Genomic DNA, 22381 nt, shown 5'->3' with positions numbered 1-22381 from the left:
GATGCTAAGAGATTTGCAAGAAACAGATGTGAATGCTATATGTGAGATTAACCAAGAGGCTTTGGGCTATTCTTTTAGTCCAGAGGAAACAGCTAGTCAACTAGCTAGATTATCTCAGGATTCACATCATTTCCTACTTGGTTATGAGGATGCAGTTAGTCATATCCTACTTGGATATGTCCATGCTGAAGTTTATGAATCCCTCTATTCCAAAGCAGGATTTAATATCTTAGGCTTAGCGGTTTCACCTCAAGCACAAGGGCAAGGTATCGGTAAAAGCTTACTGCAAGGGTTGGATCAAGAAGCAAAAAGACGGGGTTATGGGTTTATCCGCTTAAACTCTGCTGATCATCGTCTGGGAGCTCATGCATTTTATGAAAAAGTTGGTTATACTTGTGATAAAGTGCAGAAACGGTTTATTCGCATCTTTTAGTATATTTTCTTAAACTAAAGGACCAGTCACACTATAAAGGAGAAGACCTATGATTTTTGATAAAGACGATTTTAAAGCATACGATGCTGATCTCTGGAATGCTATTGCCAAAGAAGAAGAACGCCAACAAAATAATATCGAGTTGATTGCTTCGGAAAACGTGGTTTCCAAGGCTGTTATGGCAGCTCAAGGGTCTATCTTGACAAACAAATATGCCGAGGGTTACCCAGGACGTCGTTATTATGGTGGAACTGATGTAGTAGACGTGGTAGAAACTCTAGCTATTGAACGTGCAAAAGAAATTTTCGGTGCTAAATTCGCCAATGTCCAACCTCACTCAGGAAGCCAAGCCAACTGTGCAGCATATATGGCTTTGATTGAGCCTGGTGACACTGTAATGGGAATGGATTTGGCAGCAGGTGGACACTTGATCCACGGAGCTCCAGTTAGCTTCTCTGGTCAAACCTACAACTTTGTTTCTTACAGTGTTGATCCTGAAACGGAACTCTTGGACTTTGATGCAATCTTGAAACAAGCCCAAGAAGTAAAACCAAAACTAATTGTAGCTGGTGCTTCAGCCTATTCTCAAATTATCGACTTCTCAAAATTCCGTGAAATTGCTGATGCTGTTGGGGCTAAGCTTATGGTCGATATGGCGCATATCGCTGGCTTGGTTGCAGCTGGTCTTCACCCAAGTCCAGTGCCATACGCTCATATCACTACAACAACGACCCACAAAACTCTTCGTGGACCACGTGGTGGTTTGATTTTGACAAATGATGAAGACCTAGCTAAGAAAATCAACTCAGCTATTTTCCCTGGTATTCAGGGTGGTCCTTTGGAGCATGTTGTCGCTGCTAAGGCTGTTTCCTTCAAAGAAGTTTTGGACCCAGCCTTCAAGGAATATGCTGCTAATGTCATCAAAAACAGCAAGGCTATGGTTGAAGTTTTCTTGCAAGACCCTGATTTCCGTATCATTTCTGGTGGTACTGAAAATCACCTCTTCCTAGTGGATGTAACCAAGGTTGTAGAAAACGGAAAAGTTGCTCAAAACTTGCTGGATGAAGTCAATATTACCCTAAATAAAAACTCAATTCCATACGAAACCTTGTCACCATTCAAGACAAGTGGAATTCGTATCGGAGCAGCAGCCATCACTGCACGTGGATTTGGTGAAGAAGAAAGCCGTAAAGTGGCTGAACTCATCATTAAAACCCTTAAGAATGCAGAAAATGAAGCTGTCTTAGAAGAAGTGAGAAGTGAAGTCAAAGCGTTGACAGATGCCTTCCCACTATACGAGGACTAATACTTTTATGGACATTTATATTAAGAAAGCTATTATCCATCAGTTCAGCCCAGATGATACTGAGCTGTTTCTAGCGGATAAATTTCTCAATATCACTCCAAAAATCGAAGAATACCTGCGCAAAAAAATTGAACGCGTGTATTCAGATGAAGCTAAGACTGGGATTTTCGAAGAAGAAAATCCCTTCTTCAATCACATCACAGATGATTTGTTGGAGACATCAGTAACACTGGCTAATCTCTGGAAAGAGGAGTTCAGTATTTCTGAAAACCTCAAGACCAATGACTTGGTTTTTGTTCAGTTTTCTAAAGAAGGTGTAGAGCATTTCGCTTTCTTGCGAATTGCCCTGCGGGAAACCTTGACCCACCTCGGAGGAGAAGTTGATAACCCAATCAAGCTAACTCAGAATAACCTTCCTGGATTTGGAACGGGAGCTGACGAGGCTTTGGTGGTTAATCTCCAAAGTCGCAAGTACCATCTCATCGAGAAACGCATCAAGTACAATGGGACTTTTTTGAATTACTTTTCAGAAAATCTCCTAGCTGTTGCTCCCAAGATTTCACCAAAGAAATCTATCAAGGAACTGGAAAAAACGGCTCAGAGAATTGCAGAGTCCTTTAACACAGATGATTTTCAATTTCAATCCAAGGTCAAATCAGCGATTTTCAACAATCTGGAAGAAAGCAATGAACTGTCACCTGAAAAATTGGCTAATGACCTTTTTGACAACAATTTGACAGCTCGTTTGAGCTTTATCGACCAAGTCAAGGAAGCCGTACCAGAACCAGTCCAGTTCGATGAAATTGATGCCAGTCGTCAGCTCAAGAAATTTGAAAACCAAAAACTTTCCTTGTCAAATGGAATTGAACTCATCGTTCCAAATAATGTTTACCAAGACGCAGAGTCTGTTGAGTTTATCCAGAATGACAATGGAACCTATTCTATCTTAATCAAAAATATCGAGGATATTCAAAGTAAATAATGTTTAAATTTATAAGAAGAGTGCTTGTGCTAGCAGTCTTCCTTTTCGCAGGATATAAAGCTTATCATATCCATCAGGATGTTAAACAAGTCATGACCTACCAACCCATGGTTCGAGAAATCTTGAGCGAAAGAGATACTCCAGCCAATGAAGAGTTGGTGCTCGCCATGATTTATACCGAAACGAAGGGAAAAGAGCGAGATGTCATGCAGTCTAGTGAGTCTGCTAGTGGCGCTACCAATACTATCAAAGACGATGCCTCTAGTATTCGCCAAGGGGTACAGACTTTAACAGATAATCTCTATTTGGCACAGAGCAAAGGAGTAGATGTCTGGACCGCCGTTCAAGCCTATAATTTTGGACCTGCCTATATCGACTTTATCGCTCAGAATGGCAAGGAAAATACTCTGGCATTAGCCAAGCGTTACTCCCGAGAAACGGTCGCTCCAATCCTTGGAAATACCACTGGGAAGACCTACACCTACATCAACCCAATTTCTATCTTTCATGGTGCAGAACTCTATGAAAATGGTGGAAATTATTACTACTCGAGACAGGTACGCTTTAACCTGTATATCATGAAATTCTTTAATTTCTTTTAAGCATCTGGTTTGACCAGATGTTTTTCGCTATAAGCTTTCTTTAAGATTGTTTTATTACCCTAGAAAGGTAAAGGAGGGAATATCCCATGAGAAAGAAATTCTTTCTAACAAGTGCTGCAGTTTTGTGGGCTGTAACAGCTATGACAAGCGTCCACGCAGCAACCGATGTTCAAAAAGTAATTGATGAAACCTATGTTCAACCTGAATATGTTCTAGGTTCTTCTCTATCTGAAGACCAGAAAAATCAAACTCTTAGCAAACTTGGCTATGACGCATCAAAAGACACCAAAGATATCAAAACTATGACACCTGATATCTATTCGAAAATTATGAATGTGGCTAATGATGCTAGTCTACAGCTCTATTCATCAGCCAAGATTCAAAAGCTGGGGGATAAGTCGCCTCTAGAAGTCAAGATTGAAACGCCTGAAAATATCACCAAGGTGACGCAAGATATGTACCGTAACGCAGCAGTGACGCTGGGAGTGGAGTATGCCAAAATCACAGTTGCAGCTCCTATTCCAGTTACAGGAGAGAGCGCCCTAGCAGGGATTTACTACTCGTTAGAGGCCAATGGTGCTAAAGTACCGCAAGCCAATAAAGACTTGGCCCAAGAGGAGCTAAAAGCCTTATCAGATATCAATGCTGAAAACAAGGACAAGTCAGGCTACGATGCCAATAAACTCAATGTGGCTTTGGCAGATATCAAGGCAGGAATCGCAAAGGCAAAAGAAGCCAAAGGAAATCTGACAGAAGAAGATGTCCGCAAAATCGTTGAAGACACGCTAAAAAACTACAAACTTGATCAGGTTATAACAGGAAACCAGGTCAACATCATCATCAATTTTGCACTTAACCTCTCGAAGAGTGACATCTTGAATAATGCTGATTTCACTAAAACCCTAAAAGACCTCAAGGAAAGCATTGTTTCCCAAGCTGGAGATAGCTTTAAAAATATCAACCTCAACTTTGATGCCAATAAAGCGCTAGAAGACGGGGGCAACTTCTTTAGCTCCCTTTGGCAAGCCATTGTCAACTTTTTCAAGAGTTTTGGTGCTTAGGTCATTTCATGATATAATAGATGGTAACAGAAATGTTGCCGTCTTTTTTGTCGGCCGATAGAAAGTGAAAAATATGTTAAAGAAAAATGATATTGTAGAAGTTGAAATTGTTGATTTGACCCATGAAGGTTCTGGGGTGGCCAAGGTAGAAGGTTTGGTTTTCTTTGTAGAAAATGCTCTACCAACTGAGAAAATCCTCATGCGTGTCCTTAAAGTCAATAAAAAGATTGGCTTTGGGAAGGTTGAAAAATACCTCGTTCAGTCACCTCATCGTAACCAAGACCTTGACCTAGCTTATCTACGCTCAGGTATCGCTGATTTGGGACATCTTGCCTATCCCGAGCAGCTCAAGTTTAAAAGCAAGCAAGTCAAAGACAGTCTCTACAAGATTGCTGGTATTATAGATGTAGATGTTGCTGAAACGCTTGGTATGGAAAATCCTGTCAAGTATCGTAACAAGGCTCAGGTACCTGTTCGTCGAGTGAATGGTGTCTTGGAAACTGGTTTTTTCCGTAAGAATTCGCACGACCTCATGCCTCTTGAAGATTTCTTTATCCAGGATCCTATTATTGACCAAGTCGTAGTAGTTCTACGCGATTTGCTTCGTCGTTTTGATTTAAAACCTTATGACGAAAAGGAACAGTCTGGCTTGATTCGGAACCTTGTGGTGCGTCGTGGCCATTATTCAGGACAAATCATGGTTATTTTGGTAACTACTCGTCCTAAAGTTTTCCGTGTGGAACAATTGATTGACCAACTAATCAAGCAGTTTCCAGAGATTGTGTCTGTCATGCAAAATATCAATGACCGAAATACCAATGCGATTTTTGGTAAGGAGTGGAAGACTCTTTATGGTCAAGACTATATTACGGACCAGATGTTGGGAAATGACTTCCAAATCGCTGGCCCAGCCTTTTACCAGGTCAATACTGAAATGGCAGAGAAACTTTATCAAACAGCCATTGACTTTGCAGAGTTAAAAGGAGATGATGTGGTGATTGATGCTTACTCAGGAATTGGAACGATTGGATTGTCTGTTGCGAAACATGTAAAGGAAGTCTACGGTGTTGAAGTGATTCCAGAAGCCGTGGAGAATAGCCAGAAAAATGCTAGTATAAATGGCATCACTAATGCCCACTATGTATGTGATACAGCTGAAAATGCTATGAAGAATTGGCTCAAGGAAGGTATCCAACCAACCGCTATCCTAGTCGACCCACCAAGAAAAGGCCTCACAGAAAGCTTTATCAAGGCAGGTAGTCAAACAGGAGCAGACCGCATTGCTTACATCTCCTGCAATGTCGCAACCATGGCGCGTGATATCAAACTCTACCAAGAGTTGGGATATGAGTTGAAGAAAGTCCAACCGGTGGATTTGTTTCCTCAAACGCACCATGTTGAGGCGGTAAGTTTGCTAGTCAAGGAGTAAAACGACGAAGATTAGCATTTACTTCCGCCCATGCGATAGCTGTCCGTGATTGACAAGTGCTAGCACGCAGACAGAACGGAGATAGCGAACCGCTGAGTGTGTCGCTCTGCTCGTAAAAGCTTAGAAACCTTTGAACGAAAGGGATAATGAAAGCCTTGATTGCAAGGCTTTTTGCTTTATGGTGGGTAAGTATCAGAGTGAGAAAATTTTTGGAATGAGTAGAAGTGATAGCTAGAAATTATCAGTTTCTATTTCCATTTACCCTGTGGGTACGTGTTTGTTTCCATTGACAAGGAGTTTGTGGGAATAGAAATGTACCCACCTTGTTTGAATCAAGTGAAGTGTAGTTGAAGGAAATCTGTTGAAAGCAATACTTCATTTTACCGAATAAGTAATAATTTAGGCAACTTCAAATCGATTAAAAAAAACTATTTTAAAGGTTAAGAGTAGACAAAAATTGTCCACTCTTTTTTGCAAACTCAATTTATCAATAAATGAAATGAGGGAATGTAAAATGAAATATTTTGAGGTTGAGTTAGAAAATCCTGATGAATTTTTAAAACTACAAACAGAAGATTTTGTGAAAGCTAATCGCTTGCTACTAAGGAAGATAATCCAGAGCGTTACAGTCTATGAAGAAAACTTCGTCATATCCTTTAAATCTGGCATCGAATTGGAAGTATGAGTCTCATTCCATAACTTTTATATTGAACATATCATCTTGTTGTGTTATACTATAAATTGATATAAACAAAGATGTAGGAGGAACCGAAACTATGACAGCCTCAATGCGTTTAAGATAAGCTGGCAATAAAAAAAGCAGAATCTATACCCGATGATAGGCTTTTTTGTTGTGCTTATTTATACGATATTGAGCATTCATTAGTTACGGTGAGGATATTGGTTATTTAACTATACCTTTATTTAACTATGTCTTTAATATGAATGTTTCCAAATTGTATGTATGCAGACCAAAAGCCACATTGTGGGGTTTGGCCTGCATTTTTTATTGCCTAGAATGCTATTCAAAATAGAAATTCAAGCAAAATAATATGCAGGAGATAATATAAATGGAAAAATACAACAATTGGAAACGAAAATTTTATGCAATATGGGCAGGGCAAGCAGTATCATTAATCACTAGTGCCATCCTGCAAATGGCGATTATTTTTTACCTTACAGAAAAAACAGGATCTGCGATGGTCTTGTCTATGGCTTCATTAGTAGGTTTTTTACCCTATGCGATTTTGGGACCTGCCATTGGTGTGCTAGTGGATCGTCATGATAGGAAGAAGATAATGATTGGTGCCGATTTAATTATCGCAGCAGCTGGTGCAGTGCTTGCTATTGTTGCATTCTGTATGGAGCTACCTGTCTGGATGATTATGATAGTATTGTTTATCCGTAGCATTGGAACAGCTTTTCATACCCCAGCACTCAATGCGGTTACACCACTTTTAGTACCAGAAGAACAGCTAACGAAATGCGCAGGCTATAGTCAGTCTTTGCAGTCTATAAGCTATATTGTTAGTCCGGCAGTTGCAGCACTCTTATACTCCGTTTGGGATTTAAATGCTATTATTGCCATCGACGTATTGGGTGCTGTGATTGCATCTATTACGGTAGCAATTGTACGTATACCTAAGCTGGGTAATCAAGTGCAAAGTTTAGAACCAAATTTCATAAGGGAGATGAAAGAAGGAGTTGTGGTTCTGAGACAAAACAAAGGATTGTTTGCCTTATTACTCTTAGGAACACTATATACTTTTGTTTATATGCCAATCAATGCACTATTTCCTTTAATAAGCATGGAACACTTTAATGGAACGCCTGTGCATATTTCTATTACGGAAATTTCCTTTGCATTTGGGATGCTAGCAGGAGGCTTATTATTAGGAAGATTAGGGGGCTTCGAAAAGCATGTATTACTAATAACAAGTTCATTTTTTATAATGGGGACCAGTTTAGCCGTTTCGGGAATACTTCCTCCAAATGGATTTGTAATATTCGTAGTTTGCTGTGCAATAATGGGGCTTTCGGTGCCATTTTATAGCGGTGTGCAAACAGCTCTTTTTCAGGAGAAAATTAAGCCTGAATATTTAGGACGTGTATTTTCTTTGATCGGAAGTATCATGTCACTTGCTATGCCAATTGGGTTAATTCTTTCTGGATTCTTTGCTGATAAAATCGGTGTAAATCATTGGTTTTTACTATCAGGTATTTTAATTATTGGCATTGCTATAGTTTGCCAAATGATAACTGAGGTTAGAAAATTAGATTTAAAATAAACAATATTGGAGGAATATTTATGTATCTTATTTTCATGTAACTCTTCCTGCTAAAATCGCAGGGTTTTCCCTGCATACAAGCAAATGAAAGCATGCGATTATAGACAGGAGGAAATGTTATGGAATTAATATTAAAAGCAAAAGACATTCGTGTGGAATTCAAAGGACGCGATGTTTTAGATATAAATGAATTAGAAGTATATGATTATGACCGTATTGGTTTAGTAGGAGCAAATGGTGCTGGAAAAAGCACTTTACTCAGGGTACTTTTAGGAGAATTAACTCCCCCAGGATGTAAAATGAATCGTCTGGGTGAACTTGCCTATATTCCCCAGTTGGACGAAGTAACTCTGCAGGAGGAAAAAGATTTTGCACTTGTAGGCAAGCTAGGTGTTGAGCAATTAAATATACAGACTATGAGCGGTGGTGAAGAAACAAGGCTTAAAATAGCACAGGCCTTATCGGCACAGGTTCATGGTATTTTAGCGGATGAACCTACGAGCCATTTAGACCGTGAAGGAATTGATTTTCTAATAGGACAGCTAAAATATTTTACAGGTGCACTGTTAGTTATTAGCCATGACCGCTATTTTCTTGATGAAATAGTAGATAAAATATGGGAACTGAAAGATGGCAAAATCACTGAGTATTGGGGAAACTATTCTGATTATCTTCGTCAGAAAGAGGAAGAACGTAAGAGCCAAGCTGCAGAATACGAACAATTTATTGCGGAACGTGCCCGATTGGAAAGGGCTGCGGAGGAAAAGCGAAAACAGGCTCGTAAAATAGAACAGAAGGCAAAAGGTTCTTCAAAGAAAAAAAGTACTGAAGACGGAGGGCGTTTAGCTCATCAAAAATCAATAGGAAGTAAGGAAAAAAAGATGTATAATGCTGCTAAAACCCTAGAGCACAGGATTGCGGCCTTAGGAAAAGTAGAAGCTCCGGAAGGCATTCGCAGAATTCGTTTCAGGCAAAGTAAAGCATTGGAGCTCCATAATCCATACCCTATAGTCGGTGCAGAAATTAATAAAGTATTTGGGGATAAGGCTCTGTTTGAAAATGCATCTTTTCAAATTCCGTTAGGAGCAAAAGTGGCGTTAACTGGTGGTAATGGAATCGGAAAAACAACTTTAATCCAAATGATCTTAAACCATGAAGAAGGAATTTCTATTTCGCCTAAGGCAAAAATAGGTTACTTTGCACAGAATGGTTACAAGTACAACAGTAATCAGAATGTTATGGAGTTTATGCAGAAGGATTGTGACTACAATATATCAGAAATTCGTTCAGTGCTAGCATCTATGGGGTTCAAACAGAACGATATTGGAAAAAGTTTATCTGTTTTAAGCGGTGGAGAAATTATAAAATTGTTGCTTGCTAAAATGCTCATGGGTAGATATAACATCCTAATAATGGATGAACCCAGTAACTTCCTTGACATACCAAGTTTAGAGGCTTTGGAAATACTAATGAAGGAGTACACCGGAACTATCGTGTTTATCACCCACGATAAACGATTACTCGAAAATGTAGCAGATGTAGTTTATGAAATTAGAGATAAGAAAATAAATCTGAAACATTAAATTTAAGGTAGTCGCTGGTCAGTATAGTCTGTTCTGGTTGGCGACTCCATTGTTAAAGAGTATAAAGACTTTAGATTTTATGAATATTAAAAATAGGAACAGTCAATTGAACTGCTCCTATTTTTCTGCTAAATATATTGTAGTTTTCTTATATGTATAATGATAGATTAGCGGATTCTCATCTACGGTACTTACTTCAAATATGAAGAAGTGATCGCGGTTATCTCTGGACTTTTCCTTATTGAGGACAAAGTAATTCTTACGTGAAGTCGCCATTGTTTTTAGGATATCATCAGTTAGGAAGGTCAATGGAATATTCATGTTAGAGTAGCGGTAGAAGTCACGTTCAAAATCTTGGTAGCTCTCGCTATAATAGTCCATTTGTAGGTGATTACGCTGAAACTCAAGCTGATTCATAGAGCACCTCCTCGACAAGTTCAATACTAATAATGTCTTTTAATTTCAAATTGATGTGACCTGTTGTAGTTTTTATCAAAATGAAATCTTTGGTCAGACTTGGTATTGTTCCAGTGTAGGAAACACGCTTGTTTTTTTCAATCACTTGAATGCGTGTGCGTAGCTGCCCGGCGTATACTTGACTGAGGAGTAATAATTTCTTCTCTAGTGATAAGTCAGACATGTACGTTACTTTGTTTGTATCATCAGAGAGTGCTGATGCATGTTCAGATAGGAAAAAGCCCATCCATTTTTGCATCTTTGTATCCTGGTACTCTCTTGCTGATTGAAATGGTAAATATGAACGGTCAATCATATCAAATCCTTTCTATGCAGAGGCAAGGGTATTTTTATCAAATTGAATCGTAAAACCTTGAATTCCCCCACCTGTGTAACATTCTTTAAAGCGATTGATTACCTCAGTATAGATTATCACAGATGAGCTTGTTGGCTTAATGCTAAATGTAAATTCCAATGGTAATCGGTTTTCAGATTTAGCATGTACTAGTCGTATCGATATTTCAGTTGTTTTGAGTTTTCTCTGACGAAGTTTTGAAGTTGCTGTTTCAACGATTCCATGTAAAAATCTTTCAAGCATTTCAATATCATTACATCCTTTGCTACGGATTTCTGAAAATTGTACTGTATTTTTTTCTTGTTTCATTTTAATCCCTCCAATCCACCCGCGGAATGACCACCGATAAGTTTACTGCGTTCAATATTTCTGGAACCTTCAGTTAGGACGGTTCCTTTTTGTATGGCTAAAAAACCAAACTGTTCTCTGACAACATCAATAGCTGTCTGAAGTCTATTATCTTTTTCAATTTGTTCTACATCATCAAAGAGTGATAGTAGAGTATAGCTTTCATCTACGAAGCCACTATAAGATACACCAATTTGTCTCACTGCACCAGAGGTGTATTTTTTCGGAATAATACAAGTACATGACTCACCATTGTTTTGGGGAGATTTGCGGGTTCAATTTTATTCTGAGCATTTATAGATTTTTTCATCTCAGTCCTAGAATAGCCAATATGAATAGAAACGACAGTAGTCAATACTAGGGCTACTGTTCCGTTCCACAGTATCATTTAAAAATCATTTTCACACCCTTTCGTCTATTAGTATAGAAGAAAGCTCTCAGCACATGTCGAGTGTGTAGCTTTGCTTGTAAAAGCCTAGAACATTTTGATAAATCGCAATAATGAAAAGCCTTGGTTTCAAGGCTTTTTGTATTGGCGTGGGGGAGTATTATAGTGAGAAAATTTTTGGAATGAATAGAAGTGATAGCTAGAAATTATCAGTTTCTATTTACATTTACCCTGTGGGTATGTGTTTCTTTCCATTGACAAGGAGTTTGTGGGAATAGAAACGTCCCCACCTTACATATCTCCAGAATGGGCGATTGAAATTGAGACAATTTAATAGAGATAAGCTCTTGTTATGTTTCTTTTAAGTCAATAAACTAACAATACTCAAAGTATGCTCAAAAATATGATATAATCTAGGACATAAGGCAATACTGTTTTAAAGTATTTTCTCTTAACCATGTCTCGTTAGACAAATCTGATTCGTCTGGTTTTCTAATGGATTTTAATGCTGACTTGGTTTTATAGCCATTATGCTCTCCATTATTTTAGTGTAGAACACTTTGGTTATTAGTTTTTTGTTACATTGTAAGCAAATCAATAGAGATAGAAAAAGGAATTATATGTTTAGTTATGAGGTTGTAGCAAGTTTTAACGACTTAGAAAATGCTATTTATACAACTATTTTAGAAAATGAAAATATATCCTCTATGACAATCAAGGAATTGGCCCAACTTGCACATGTATCAGTTGGAACCGTACAACGATTTTGCAAGCATCTAGGATTTGATGGATATAGCCATTTTAAGATTGCTTATAAAGAATATTTAAAAAATGAGCAAATTATTTTAAACAATCAAGACAATCATTCTTTGAAGTTATTCATTGATTATACTGAGCAAGATACTTTTTTGCAGCTGATTATGGAGGCTGTGGCAATCTTAAAGAACGTTGAACAGATTGTTTTTGTCGGAATTGGTTCCTCTGGAACTTTAGGTCGATATGGAGCGCGCTATTTTTCAAATATTGGCAAATTTAGTATGTGTATTGAAGATCCTTGGCAACCAGTGCTACAAAACAGTATGGAAAAAACTTGTGTCATTGCCTTATCCGAATCTGGTGAGACTTCTCAAACATTGAAAATTGTACAAAAATTAAAGGAAAAAGGTTGTCCAGTTATTGCCATCACAAATACATTGGAATCAACATTGTCAAGGCTATCTGATTGCTCCATAACCTATCATGTTCCTCAATTATTTTTAAATGGGTTTAATATTACGACGCAGGTACCTGTTATTTTCATTATTGAAATGTTAATGAAACAACTATATACTACAAAAGCATAAGGGTGTCTATGAATTTATTTGATTATCATAAAGTAAAAGGGCTAAATAATAGTGAATTAAGCGTGTATAATTTTATATTGCAACATAGAGATAAAGTTGCTACGATGACTATCAGAGAGCTATCGACATCTATAAATCTATCGACAACAACCATCATTCGTTTTGCGAAAAAGATGGGATTTGATAGCTACAATGATTTAAAGTATGTCTTGTCAAGGTCAGAAGATAAGGAAAATAAACATCGTCACTACTTTCCTATTGATATTCCAGCAATACAATTTTTACAGACTAGTGTTCAAGATGAAGCTTTAAAAAAACAACTATCAGAGATAGCAGACTTGATCGTTCAAGCCAAACAAGTTATCTTTTTAGGGGTGGGTACTAGTCTAAGTTTGGCAGAATATGGCTCATATCTTTTTTCTGGAATCGGTATTTTTAGCTTTGCTATCACTAACCCATTTTATTCTCTGAAATTGCATCATTCTAATTTGGAGGATGTTTTGGTTATTGCTCTAAGTGTCAGCGGTGAGACAGAAGAAGTTCTAACTCTGGTACAGGGATTCAAAGAAAGAAATGCTAAGATTGTTAGTCTGACAAATACAGATATTTCCACTTTATCACAGCTATCGGATATAAATTTATCCTACTTTATGCCAGTTGCCTATGCAGATTCCTCGCTACGTTCCACTAATTTGACCACTCAGATTCCAGTTGTCTATTTTTTAGAATCCTTACGTTACCAAGTTTATTTAAAAAAATAGGAGTGAAAACTCTTGTTTTTTTTATGTAACAAATATTGTTCGACTGTACATTTATTTTCTATCTCAATATCTATTGTCAGCAGGTACAGTATGTTATAAAATAGACTTGTTCATAGCGCTAGTACAAAATACAGAAAGGATTGGTAAAATGGCAAAAATACCAGAAGGCTTTTTATGGGGTGGGGCAGTTGCTGCTCACCAAATTGAAGGAGGATATGATAAAGGTGGAAAAGGCATTTCGATAGCCGATGTGATGACAGTTGGAAGTGCTAGCCACTCTCGACAGATTACTGATGGCGTCTTACCTGACGAATATTATCCGAATCATGATGCAATAGATTTTTACAGAACCTATAAGGACGATATACAATTATTCGCTGAGATGGGATTTAAGTGTTTTCGAACTTCGATTGCCTGGACTCGTATCTTCCCAAATGGAGATGAAGAAGAACCTAACGAAGAAGGGTTGAAATTTTATGATGATTTATTTGATCAGCTTCTAGCTCATCAAATTGAACCGGTCATCACACTCAGTCACTTTGAAATGCCCTATCATCTAGTTACTAAGTATGGTGCTTGGCGTAATCGCAAGTTGATTGATTTCTTTGTTCGTTTTGCGAAAGTCGTCATGGAACGATATAAGGACAAAGTTAAGTATTGGATGACCTTTAACGAGATCAATAATCAAGGTGCAATTAATGTTCCTTGGTGCTCATGGACTAATTCTGGTGTCATTTATCAAGAAGATGAAAATCCAGTTGAGGTACTACAGCAGGTTATCCATTATCAGTCAGTGGCTTCTGCAAAAGTTGTACAATTGGGTCGGAAAATCAATAAAAATTTCAAAATTGGTTGTATGCTGGCAATGGTACCATTTTACCCGAATACATGTGATACAAAAGATATACTTGCTAGCCAGAAGGCAATGGAGCATCGTTTATTTCACTATGGAGATCTTCATGTTTTTGGAGAGCGTCCTTACTATATTGAGGCCTTTTGTCGAAAAAATAATATCAAACTGGATATTATACCAGAAGATCTAGAAACTCTAAAAGAAGGTTGTGTAGATAATATTGGCTTGAGTTACTATATGAGTGATACAGTGACTGCTACAGCATCTGAGGAAACAGAAGAACTTTTCAAAGATGTTTACACTAAGAAAAACCCCTATATTGAATCAAGCGATTGGGGTTGGCAGATAGACCCTGAGGGATTACGCTATAGCTTAAATCTTTTATACGATCGCTATCACTGTCCGCTTTTTATAGTTGAAAATGGATTCGGTGCTTATGATAAGGTAGAGCCTGATGGAATCCATGATTCTTACCGCATTGATTACCTCAAACAACACATTGAACAAATGATGTTAGCGATTGAAGAAGATGGCGTAAATGTCATTGGTTATACCCCTTGGGGCTGTATCGATATTGTTAGTGCTGGTACAGGTGAAATGGAGAAGCGTTATGGCTTTATCTATGTCGATAAGAATAATAATGGCGAAGGAACTTTGCAACGAATGAAGAAAGATTCCTTTACATGGTATCAAAAAGTGATTGCATCAAATGGAAACGAATTATAAGGAGTAATTAAAATGAATATTGGATTGTTTTGTGCAGCAGGTATGTCAACAAGTATTTTGGTTGAGCGTATGAAAGAAGCGGCTCAGAAAAAAGGGAAAGATGCAACAATTGCAGCTTATTCCATCAGTGAATTGGAACAAAGAGTTGGAGATATTGATGTGGCTCTATTAGGCCCACAGGTTGGTTTCCAACTTGAAAAAGCAAAAGAAATTTGTGCTTCTCACAATGTTCCTGTAGAAGTGATTGCAATGGCTGATTATGGTACTGCAAACGGTATGGCAGTTCTTAAACAAGCTTACATGATGAAAAAATAAGGAGACGATGATGAAGGATAAACTGATTAAAAAGTTTGTTGATAGGATGATGGCCTTTGTCAATACCAAAGGTGTAACAGCGATAAAAGATGGTATTGTTTTCTCTATGCCATTGTTGATTGTTGGCTCCATCTTTCTTATCTTGGCCAATCTTCCAGTTCCAGCTCTAGCAACGATGTTAGAAACTAGTGGTATTACCCCTGTTCTCAATCAAGCAATTGGTGCAACCTTTAATATCAGTGCGATTGTAACAGTCATTGGGATTGCGTATACCTATGCTAAGCTAGAAAAACAGGAGCCGCTTGGGGCAGGTGTCATTGCCCTAGCAGTTTTCTTGCTAATCCAGCCCTCCAGTTTGATTTCTAAAAATGGGGATGTAGTTGGTAACATTATTCTGAAGGATTGGACTTCCGGGAAAGGGATGATTGGTGCCATTATCGTTGGTTTGATAGTAGGAGCAAGCTATTCTTGGTTTTTGAAGAAAAATATCAAAATCAAAATGCCAGATGGCGTACCAACTGGTGTAGCCAACGCATTTTCAGCCTTGATTCCTGCTACTGTTATTATCACAGCGGCAACGATCTTTGTCGGACTTGTTGAACAATTGTTTAAGGTCACAACGATTGAAGTGATTTATAATCTTATTCAAACACCAATGCAAGGCTTGACTGACTCATTGTTTGGTGCGGTGCTTATGTGTTTCCTTGTACCATTCTTATGGATGTTTGGGGTGCACGGCTCAACTGTAGTTGGTGGCATCATGAGTGGCTTGCTACAGGCGAATGCTTTGGAAAACCAAGCCATTTTAGATAAGGGCCTAGAATTAAATCTAGCCAATGGCGGTCATATTGTGACGATTCAATTTTTTGATCAATTTATCAATGTTACAGGTGCCGGGATTACGATTGGTTTGGTAGTTTACATGGTTGCATTTGCAAAATCAAAACAACTAAAAATTCTTGGACGTCTTGAAATGGTTCCAGCCATCTTTAATATCAATGAGCCGGTGCTCTTTGGTTTGCCGATTGTAATGAATCCAGTTTTAGCAACTCCCTTTATATTAACGCCTATTTTATCTTGTATCATCCAGTATTCAGCGATTTATTTTGGACTGACACCTATGTATGGTGCCGTTCAAGTTCCGTGGACTTGTCCTCCAATTATTTCAGGATTTATCATCGGTGGTTGGAAAACAGCCTTGTTGCAAACACTTATTTTGGTTATGTCTTTCTTTGTTTATTATCCGTTTATTAAACAGATGGATAAACAAGCTTTACAAGCTGTAATACAAGAAACAAGCGATTTAGAAGATGAAGATTGGTAAGAGAGGTATTAAAATGGACGAAAAAGTACTCGAAGTGTGTTTTCAAATTATCACCTATGTAGGAACAGCAAAATCTATGTACATCAATGCTATTCAATTGGCTAAGCAGGGTGAATTCGAGCAGGCTAAAGATAGAATTAAACAAGGCGAAGAAGCATTTGTACAGGGACACAATGCTCACCACTCACTTTTGACAAAAGAAATGAATGGGGAATTAAGCGAAACAGGTCTACTTCTGATGCATGCTGAGGATCAGTTAATGAGTGCAGAAGGTTTTCGAACGATTGCTGAGGAATTTATAGCAGTCTATAAACGCTTTGAGGAAGGTAAATAGAGCAAGTTATGAAAGTAAAAAATCAAGCAATGTTAATTATCTATTCAGACAGTCCTGGAAAAAATCTGAAAGACTTGAAGTAGGTCTTAATCTCAGCCAAGTCGCCTTTTCCCTTGATTTCCTAGAAAAGAAAGATGAGTCTGCCTATCCGGATTTGTTTATCCACTACAAAAACTTTTGGCCAAACAGTGGGCCGACTCAGGAAGATGTAGACCTGATTTACAAACGGAAGCCACGTGCTCCCTATAGCATTGCCAAGTTTGCTGATGGTAGTGAGGAAAAAGTTTGGTGTACCTTTGATGAGCAACAGATCGACCTCGATGTGACAAGAGAAACAACTCGTCGCTTTATTCAGGAAAATCTGGAACAGCTGGCGGACCACGGAGCTTCCATTATTCGCTTGGACGCCTTTGTCTACGCCAATAAGAAAATCGGCACCAACTGTTTCTTTGTTGAGCCAGATATTTGGGAAATGCTTCATTTTCCGTGTCAGCTATTGGCACCAAAAGGAGTGAAAATTCTTCCAGAAATTCATGAACATTACACCATTCAGCAAAAAATCGCTGAGCAAGACTACTATGTCTATGACTTTGCCCTTCCGATGCTGGTTTTTCATGCTCTTTATTCAGGTAATGTCAAACGTCTTGTTCACTGGATGGAAATCTGCCTCGCAAGCAATTTACAACCTTAGACACGCACGATAGTATCGGAGTGGTCGATGTCAAGGACTTGCTAACAGATGTTGAAACAGAGGCGACAAGAGAAGCCCTCTATGCCCAAGGAGCAAATGTCAAAAAGATTTACAGCTCAGAGGCCTACAATAATTTGGATATTTATAAGAAAAATTGTACCTACTATTCATCTTTAGGAAATGATGACCAAGCCTATCTCTTGGCACGTGTGCTTCAATGTTTTGCACCAGGTATTCCGCAGATTTACTACGTTGGCTTGTTGTCAGGAGAAAATGATATCGAATTGCTCGAATCAACCAAAGAAGGCTGCAACATCAACCGTCACTATTACGATTTGGAAGAAATTGAGCGAGAAGTTCAACGCCCAGTTGTGCAGTCCTTGTTCAATCTGCTCAAATTCCGTAATACCAGCGCAGCATTTGATGGAGAGTTTGCTGTTGACATGGAAGACGCTAATACTATCCACATCAGCTAGACCAATACCGATGCCAATACAGTGGCAGAATGAAGAGCTAATCTGAAAGATAAATCATTTGAAATTACAGAGAAAATAGATAGTGAAAGAACATCGATTTATCTATAATAGAATACAAACGAGTGGTGGAAACGTTTGATTTCCTCACTCTTTTTGTTAGCTAGTTAGTAACAAAATAGTACTTAAACGTAAACTATGAATTATATCCTGTTGTGACGATAATTGTTCGAGAATATTCGTAATAAAAAACAGGAACAGTCAATTAAACTGCTCCTATTTTTATGATAGAATATAGGTAGTTATAAATCGAGAGCAACTAAGAAGCAGTAACAAATATTACATATAAAATAATCAAAATAAGGAAGATAAAATGACAGAAATTGACAAAAAGAATTTAAAAAATTATCTTTATTGTACATTTGGAATTACTTATATAGCTTGGGGGATTCTTGCCATCTTTACTCAATCTTATATTTTGGGATTAGAGACATTTATAGGAAGAATATTACATATAGTTGGTGCACTTGGACCAGCTATTGCAAGTGGCTTTTATTTAAAAAGTAATAATATAAAATTTAAACATTTTTTATTTAATAAGATAGAAAATAGTAGTATTTATTTCATTTATCATATGTTAGCAATTTTGATACTATTTTCTGTATCTTCCTTAGAATTAAACGGAGTATCCATTTATCTGATGCCATTATTCTTTATACAACTAATTTTTTTTGGTGGTGGACATGAAGAATTAGGATGGAGAGGAATATTACAGCCATTACTTGATAAAAAATATACTTATTGGCAATCTAATTTGATTGTAGGTTCAATCTGGGGAATTTGGCATCTGCCTTTATGGTTTATAGTCGGAGAAAGTCATCAAGGATTTCCTTTCATTTTATTTTTTATATATACATTATTTTTAAGTTTTGTTTTAGGGCTTCTTTATCGTCAAACGAAATCTGTGGGGTACTGTCTATTATTTCATGCGTTCGCAAATTTGTTAAATCTCTATTTTGTGTTAAAAATTAATCTTATTTTTATTATCATTTTTATTGGTTATTTGATTTATACTATATTGGCGAGTAATAGAATTAGTAAGGAAACAACATTTTAAAATTTAGATCAGGATATCCATTATTGAAAGTAACGTGTGGTCATTCTAGATACTCAATGTTAGGGACTTTTCTATTTGATGAGACATCACTGCTTGTACGAGCTGATTAAACATGGGTGTAGCTAGTGAAAGTCCTACAGTAAGGAGTTTAAACATGAAATTCCATGAATTTGGTGATAAGAATTTGCCTCCTATTTTACTGATACATGGTGGTGGAAGTTCTTGGTGGAATTATCTTCGTCAAGCACGAATCTTGTCAGAAGAATACCGTATTATTCTACCCACTTTGAATGGCCACGGCGAGGAATATCAACTTGATTATGTTTCTACTGAAGATTCTGCTTTGGAGATTCTAGACTATATCAAAGAAAACTGTGGTGGGAAATTGTTTGCAATCGGTGGTGTTTCACTTGGTGGTCAAATTGCCATGGAGCTTTTGTCTTTAGACAGTGAAATTGCTGAGAAGGCCATCATAGATGGAAGCCTTTGTATTCCTCAACCAAGGTTAGCTAAAATCAGCATCTTTCTAGTGTCTCTATTTGGTAAACTGATGTTCAATAAATTCTCTTGCAAACTTCAGTTAAGCATGATGAACAAACTCTATCCTAAACTGGCTTATCCAGAGGAAATAAAAGATTATTATTTGGAGGATTTGCCAAGGACGCCTATCAAAACATTGGTGACCATTTACAAAAACTATATGGGATGTTACAAGCTGAAAGATATGATTTCTGCTAGCAAGGCTCAGGTTCTGTATATCTATGGTGAAAAAGAATTGAACTGTGTGAAAGAATCAGCGAAATTATTTCATCAGCTACATTCAAACACAATTTTGTATGAAGCAAAGGGCTATAACCACGGCTATTTATCAGTTTACCTGCCTTATGAGTGGATTGATTTGGTGGTGCCATTTTTAAAGAGTGATTCATTAGAAATGTGTAACGAATCTGATATGCCATAAGGAGGAAACGGATGCTAGGGGCAATTATTGGAGATATTGTAGGTTCAGTTTACGAATGGAACAATATCAAAACGAAGGATTTTCCTTTATTACGTGAGGATTGTTTTTTCACGGATAATACGGTAAGTCCGAACCGCTGAATGTGTGAGTTTGTTAGTGAAACGTAGCTAATCCTCAAAAAAATTATTTTAAGATGAAAACTAGATTGGTTTTAAGGAGGTAAAATATTGATAGAGAGCAGACCTGAGTTTGATACAATCAAATCCTTTGATGAGTTTAATAAATACTATTGGTATCGTGATGAACTTTCACAGATATGCAAGTCATTGGGGCTTGAATATAGAGGTACAAAACGAGAACTCAATCATATTATTGAGCAGTACTTTAAGGGTATTTTGATTAAAAAATCATCAATAAAAAGGAAAAAGAAACAAGTAGAAGTCGTTACCTTATATACGCCCTTACTTGAGTGCGGATTCTCCTTTAATGCATACTTTAGAGAATATTTCTCAACTTTAACAGATGTTTCGCCCTTTAAATTTACTGCTGATATGGCTACAGCTTGGAGAAAAGTAAAAAGGGAACACGATTTGAGTTTTACAATCCAAGATATGCTAAAAGTTTATTATGGAAATTCAGATTATGCAAAGTATGACCATTCGGTTTGTCAATGGAATCAATTTTTAAAAGACTTTTGTGCAGACGAAAATAGTCGCAATTACTCGAATAAACTAAAAGTAGCTTCTATTCTTTGGAAAGAAGTTAGAAATTCAAGTAATGAAAAAATTTATTCAAAGAATCTTTTGACCGAATATGCTGATAAAGTAAAAGAGTATGAGAAGTAGAAATATCAGTTTAAACCAATAGTTAACAAGGAGGAATCTATGCTAGGAGCAATTATCGGAGACATTGTAGGTTCAGTTTACGAATGGAACAATATCAAAACGAAGGATTTTCCTTTATTTCGTGAGAATTGTTTTTTTACGGATGATACTGTCATGACCTGCGCAGTTGCTGAGGCTATTATGAATGGTGGTCACCAGGATGACTTTATTGATGCTATGAAGAAATACGGCAAGTTGTATCCCGATGCGGGCTACGGTGCTCGGTTTAGTAGTTGGATCAATAGTGACAATCGTGAGCCTTATAATAGCTTTGGAAATGGATCTGCTATGCGTGTTTCTCCATGTGCTTGGGTCATGGACTGCGGTTTTTGTGCGAGAACTGGTATGACGCCATCAACTAGAAATCTTGCACGCCTTTCTGCAGAGGTCACCCATAATCATCCGGAAGGGATCAAAGGCGCTATGGCAACAACAGATGCTATCTTTATGTGTAGATATTTCTTTGGAGGTTATTGTGGGGATTATGAGCAACCAATTAAGGATAATCCCACAGAGTGCAAAAGACGGATCAAGGATTATATAGAGAAGGAATTCGGATATGATTTATCCCAAACTTTAGATGAAATCCGTCCTAGATACCATTTCAACGAAACATGCCAGGAAACGGTTCCTCAGGCCATTATTGCATTTCTGGAAAGTACAGATTTCGAAGATGCGATAAGAAACGCCATCTCACTTGGTGGCGATAGTGATACACTGGCAGCAATTACAGGAAGTATAGCTGAGGCAGCATACGGTATTCCTGATTGGATCAAGGAAAAGGCCTATTCCTATCTAGATGAGCCATTAAAGGATGTTATTAGGAGATGGGAGCTTTACATAGCAAAAAAATGATTATGTAGCTGATTAGAAAGGTGGAGCATATGGGATTACTTGATAAGTATATAAAGAAAGATGAAAACTATAAAAAGAAAAAAGTTATAGAGGTTGTCTCAAATATCTTAACCGCTATTCATCTGAAAAAATATGAAGACATTATGAATTATGTCGACGAATCAGAGATTGATGATTTAAATGAATTCTTTGGTTATGTTGAAAAGACATTGGAATTGAATGATTTTGACACGATTGATGAGTATGGTGTGGAATGTCATTTCAATCCGCCTTACGAGTATTCTCAATTGGAGATTTATGATTATGATGACCAGACTGGGTTTGCTGTTGATTATGATTTGACTTCAAATTCTGAATTAGTAGATATGGTGTTGCAAGTAGAGTTTCTATATACCGATAATGGCTATACAGTAAGATTTCTTAATGTCGATCCTGGTTAGGGGAAGTTTAACAAGCAATATCCTTGATACACTATTTATACAGGCATTTAAGATTTTCTTGAATGTCTTTTTT

25 protein-coding genes and 1 pseudogene are annotated in these 22381 nt (G+C 37.4%); 22 read left to right on the top strand and 4 right to left on the bottom strand.

Annotation, left to right across the window (positions count from 1 at the left end):
• Window position 1 precedes the first annotated feature (1 nt).
• The 9 genes from M1F65_RS02930 to msr(D) all read left to right on the top strand — a co-directional run bounded on the left by M1F65_RS02930 (window position 2) and on the right by msr(D) (window position 9684).
• Window positions 2-433, top strand: coding sequence for a GNAT family N-acetyltransferase (locus M1F65_RS02930; protein WP_049489673.1), 432 nt, complete (start codon window positions 2-4; stop codon window positions 431-433).
• A gap of 49 nt (window positions 434-482) precedes the next feature.
• Window positions 483-1739 carry a serine hydroxymethyltransferase gene (gene glyA / locus M1F65_RS02925; RefSeq protein WP_247925448.1) on the top strand — a complete coding sequence of 419 codons (1257 nt, stop codon included), beginning with the start codon at window positions 483-485 and terminating at the stop codon, window positions 1737-1739.
• 7 nt (window positions 1740-1746) lie between these two features.
• Window positions 1747-2721, top strand: a complete 975-nt coding sequence (locus M1F65_RS02920) for a nucleoid-associated protein (protein ID WP_000356115.1) — start codon at window positions 1747-1749, stop codon at window positions 2719-2721.
• Window positions 2721-3323: a lysozyme family protein gene (locus M1F65_RS02915; RefSeq protein ID WP_004240129.1), complete on the top strand. Its 603-nt coding sequence runs from the start codon at window positions 2721-2723 to the stop codon at window positions 3321-3323. The genes M1F65_RS02920 and M1F65_RS02915 overlap by 1 nt, the downstream gene beginning before the upstream one ends.
• Before the next feature lie 86 nt (window positions 3324-3409).
• Window positions 3410-4384, top strand: coding sequence for a DUF1002 domain-containing protein (locus M1F65_RS02910; RefSeq protein WP_247925447.1), 975 nt, complete (start codon window positions 3410-3412; stop codon window positions 4382-4384).
• 73 nt (window positions 4385-4457) lie between these two features.
• Entirely contained in the window at window positions 4458-5813 is a 1356-nt protein-coding gene (gene rlmD, locus M1F65_RS02905) for a 23S rRNA (uracil(1939)-C(5))-methyltransferase RlmD (RefSeq protein WP_247925446.1), read from the top strand.
• A gap of 514 nt (window positions 5814-6327) precedes the next feature.
• Window positions 6328-6498 carry a hypothetical protein gene (locus tag M1F65_RS02900; protein ID WP_000873143.1) on the top strand — a complete coding sequence of 57 codons (171 nt, stop codon included), beginning with the start codon at window positions 6328-6330 and terminating at the stop codon, window positions 6496-6498.
• A gap of 385 nt (window positions 6499-6883) precedes the next feature.
• Entirely contained in the window at window positions 6884-8101 is a 1218-nt protein-coding gene (gene mef(A), locus M1F65_RS02895; protein WP_000417519.1) for a macrolide efflux MFS transporter Mef(A), read from the top strand.
• 119 nt (window positions 8102-8220) lie between these two features.
• Entirely contained in the window at window positions 8221-9684 is a 1464-nt protein-coding gene (msr(D), locus tag M1F65_RS02890; protein WP_000420313.1) for an ABC-F type ribosomal protection protein Msr(D), read from the top strand.
• Between the two features lie 117 nt (window positions 9685-9801).
• On the opposite strand, the gene M1F65_RS02885 is transcribed toward msr(D), so the two are convergent.
• The 4 genes from M1F65_RS02885 to M1F65_RS02870 are packed head-to-tail and all read right to left on the bottom strand — an operon-like array spanning window position 9802 to window position 11046.
• Complete coding sequence (locus tag M1F65_RS02885; RefSeq protein ID WP_001072467.1) at window positions 9802-10101, bottom strand: DUF5960 family protein; 300 nt, start codon at window positions 10099-10101, stop codon at window positions 9802-9804.
• Window positions 10088-10456: a hypothetical protein gene (locus M1F65_RS02880; protein ID WP_000567222.1), complete on the bottom strand. Its 369-nt coding sequence runs from the start codon at window positions 10454-10456 to the stop codon at window positions 10088-10090. The genes M1F65_RS02885 and M1F65_RS02880 overlap by 14 nt, the downstream gene beginning before the upstream one ends.
• A 12-nt stretch (window positions 10457-10468) precedes the next feature.
• Window positions 10469-10804 (bottom strand): DinB/UmuC family translesion DNA polymerase, encoded by a 336-nt coding sequence (locus M1F65_RS02875; protein ID WP_000806926.1) that lies wholly within the window; start codon window positions 10802-10804, stop codon window positions 10469-10471.
• Window positions 10801-11046 (bottom strand): hypothetical protein, encoded by a 246-nt coding sequence (locus M1F65_RS02870; RefSeq protein ID WP_001813542.1) that lies wholly within the window; start codon window positions 11044-11046, stop codon window positions 10801-10803. The genes M1F65_RS02875 and M1F65_RS02870 overlap by 4 nt, the downstream gene beginning before the upstream one ends.
• 805 nt (window positions 11047-11851) lie before the next feature.
• On the opposite strand from M1F65_RS02870, the gene M1F65_RS02865 reads away from it, so the two are divergent.
• The 13 genes and pseudogenes from M1F65_RS02865 to M1F65_RS02805 all read left to right on the top strand — a co-directional run bounded on the left by M1F65_RS02865 (window position 11852) and on the right by M1F65_RS02805 (window position 22308).
• Window positions 11852-12574 carry a MurR/RpiR family transcriptional regulator gene (locus tag M1F65_RS02865; RefSeq protein ID WP_049518643.1) on the top strand — a complete coding sequence of 241 codons (723 nt, stop codon included), beginning with the start codon at window positions 11852-11854 and terminating at the stop codon, window positions 12572-12574.
• 8 nt (window positions 12575-12582) lie between these two features.
• Entirely contained in the window at window positions 12583-13335 is a 753-nt protein-coding gene (locus tag M1F65_RS02860) for a MurR/RpiR family transcriptional regulator (RefSeq protein WP_049518645.1), read from the top strand.
• 148 nt (window positions 13336-13483) lie between these two features.
• Window positions 13484-14914, top strand: coding sequence for a 6-phospho-beta-glucosidase (locus tag M1F65_RS02855; protein WP_125391062.1), 1431 nt, complete (start codon window positions 13484-13486; stop codon window positions 14912-14914).
• A 12-nt stretch (window positions 14915-14926) separates the two neighbouring features.
• Window positions 14927-15229: a PTS sugar transporter subunit IIB gene (locus tag M1F65_RS02850; protein ID WP_001020606.1), complete on the top strand. Its 303-nt coding sequence runs from the start codon at window positions 14927-14929 to the stop codon at window positions 15227-15229.
• Window positions 15230-15239: 10 nt separating this feature from the next.
• On the top strand, window positions 15240-16553 hold the full coding sequence (locus tag M1F65_RS02845) for a PTS sugar transporter subunit IIC (protein ID WP_049518650.1): 1314 nt from the start codon (window positions 15240-15242) through the stop codon (window positions 16551-16553).
• A gap of 13 nt (window positions 16554-16566) precedes the next feature.
• On the top strand, window positions 16567-16887 hold the full coding sequence (locus M1F65_RS02840; RefSeq protein ID WP_049518651.1) for a PTS sugar transporter subunit IIA: 321 nt from the start codon (window positions 16567-16569) through the stop codon (window positions 16885-16887).
• Window positions 16888-16895: 8 nt separating this feature from the next.
• A pseudogene (gene gtfA / locus M1F65_RS02835) lies at window positions 16896-18162 on the top strand (sucrose phosphorylase).
• A gap of 262 nt (window positions 18163-18424) precedes the next feature.
• Window positions 18425-19168, top strand: coding sequence for a CPBP family intramembrane glutamic endopeptidase (locus M1F65_RS02830; RefSeq protein WP_038806089.1), 744 nt, complete (start codon window positions 18425-18427; stop codon window positions 19166-19168).
• A gap of 154 nt (window positions 19169-19322) precedes the next feature.
• The gene (locus M1F65_RS02825; RefSeq protein WP_247925444.1) at window positions 19323-20129 is read left to right on the top strand and encodes an alpha/beta hydrolase; all 807 of its coding nucleotides are present in this window, start codon (window positions 19323-19325) and stop codon (window positions 20127-20129) included.
• 11 nt (window positions 20130-20140) lie between these two features.
• Entirely contained in the window at window positions 20141-20269 is a 129-nt protein-coding gene (locus M1F65_RS02820; RefSeq protein WP_000900024.1) for a hypothetical protein, read from the top strand.
• An 87-nt stretch (window positions 20270-20356) separates the two neighbouring features.
• Window positions 20357-20974 (top strand): SAP domain-containing protein, encoded by a 618-nt coding sequence (locus M1F65_RS02815; protein ID WP_000573126.1) that lies wholly within the window; start codon window positions 20357-20359, stop codon window positions 20972-20974.
• 39 nt (window positions 20975-21013) lie between these two features.
• Window positions 21014-21868: an ADP-ribosylglycohydrolase family protein gene (locus M1F65_RS02810; protein ID WP_000900003.1), complete on the top strand. Its 855-nt coding sequence runs from the start codon at window positions 21014-21016 to the stop codon at window positions 21866-21868.
• A gap of 29 nt (window positions 21869-21897) precedes the next feature.
• Window positions 21898-22308, top strand: a complete 411-nt coding sequence (locus M1F65_RS02805; RefSeq protein ID WP_247925442.1) for a DUF7668 domain-containing protein — start codon at window positions 21898-21900, stop codon at window positions 22306-22308.
• Window positions 22309-22381: the final 73 nt, after the last annotated feature.

The organism is Streptococcus oralis, assembly GCF_023109195.1.
GTDB lineage: Bacteria > Bacillota > Bacilli > Lactobacillales > Streptococcaceae > Streptococcus > Streptococcus oralis_BV.
This window is presented reverse-complemented; position numbering and strand designations above follow the sequence as displayed.

Coding starts and splice junctions, on each gene's coding strand:
- M1F65_RS02900 (WP_000873143.1), top strand. CDS start 6,328: ATGAAATATTTTGAGGTTGAGTTAGAAAATCCTGATGAATTTTTAAAA.
- M1F65_RS02885 (WP_001072467.1), bottom strand. CDS start 10,101: ATGAATCAGCTTGAGTTTCAGCGTAATCACCTACAAATGGACTATTAT.
- M1F65_RS02810 (WP_000900003.1), top strand. CDS start 21,014: ATGCTAGGAGCAATTATCGGAGACATTGTAGGTTCAGTTTACGAATGG.
- M1F65_RS02805 (WP_247925442.1), top strand. CDS start 21,898: ATGGGATTACTTGATAAGTATATAAAGAAAGATGAAAACTATAAAAAG.
- M1F65_RS02820 (WP_000900024.1), top strand. CDS start 20,141: ATGCTAGGGGCAATTATTGGAGATATTGTAGGTTCAGTTTACGAATGG.
- glyA (WP_247925448.1), top strand. CDS start 483: ATGATTTTTGATAAAGACGATTTTAAAGCATACGATGCTGATCTCTGG.
- M1F65_RS02915 (WP_004240129.1), top strand. CDS start 2,721: ATGTTTAAATTTATAAGAAGAGTGCTTGTGCTAGCAGTCTTCCTTTTC.
- M1F65_RS02875 (WP_000806926.1), bottom strand. CDS start 10,804: ATGAAACAAGAAAAAAATACAGTACAATTTTCAGAAATCCGTAGCAAA.
- M1F65_RS02825 (WP_247925444.1), top strand. CDS start 19,323: ATGAAATTCCATGAATTTGGTGATAAGAATTTGCCTCCTATTTTACTG.
- M1F65_RS02860 (WP_049518645.1), top strand. CDS start 12,583: ATGAATTTATTTGATTATCATAAAGTAAAAGGGCTAAATAATAGTGAA.
- M1F65_RS02840 (WP_049518651.1), top strand. CDS start 16,567: ATGGACGAAAAAGTACTCGAAGTGTGTTTTCAAATTATCACCTATGTA.
- M1F65_RS02850 (WP_001020606.1), top strand. CDS start 14,927: ATGAATATTGGATTGTTTTGTGCAGCAGGTATGTCAACAAGTATTTTG.
- M1F65_RS02830 (WP_038806089.1), top strand. CDS start 18,425: ATGACAGAAATTGACAAAAAGAATTTAAAAAATTATCTTTATTGTACA.
- M1F65_RS02865 (WP_049518643.1), top strand. CDS start 11,852: ATGTTTAGTTATGAGGTTGTAGCAAGTTTTAACGACTTAGAAAATGCT.
- M1F65_RS02845 (WP_049518650.1), top strand. CDS start 15,240: ATGAAGGATAAACTGATTAAAAAGTTTGTTGATAGGATGATGGCCTTT.
- M1F65_RS02855 (WP_125391062.1), top strand. CDS start 13,484: ATGGCAAAAATACCAGAAGGCTTTTTATGGGGTGGGGCAGTTGCTGCT.
- M1F65_RS02910 (WP_247925447.1), top strand. CDS start 3,410: ATGAGAAAGAAATTCTTTCTAACAAGTGCTGCAGTTTTGTGGGCTGTA.
- M1F65_RS02930 (WP_049489673.1), top strand. CDS start 2: ATGCTAAGAGATTTGCAAGAAACAGATGTGAATGCTATATGTGAGATT.
- rlmD (WP_247925446.1), top strand. CDS start 4,458: ATGTTAAAGAAAAATGATATTGTAGAAGTTGAAATTGTTGATTTGACC.
- M1F65_RS02920 (WP_000356115.1), top strand. CDS start 1,747: ATGGACATTTATATTAAGAAAGCTATTATCCATCAGTTCAGCCCAGAT.
- M1F65_RS02880 (WP_000567222.1), bottom strand. CDS start 10,456: ATGATTGACCGTTCATATTTACCATTTCAATCAGCAAGAGAGTACCAG.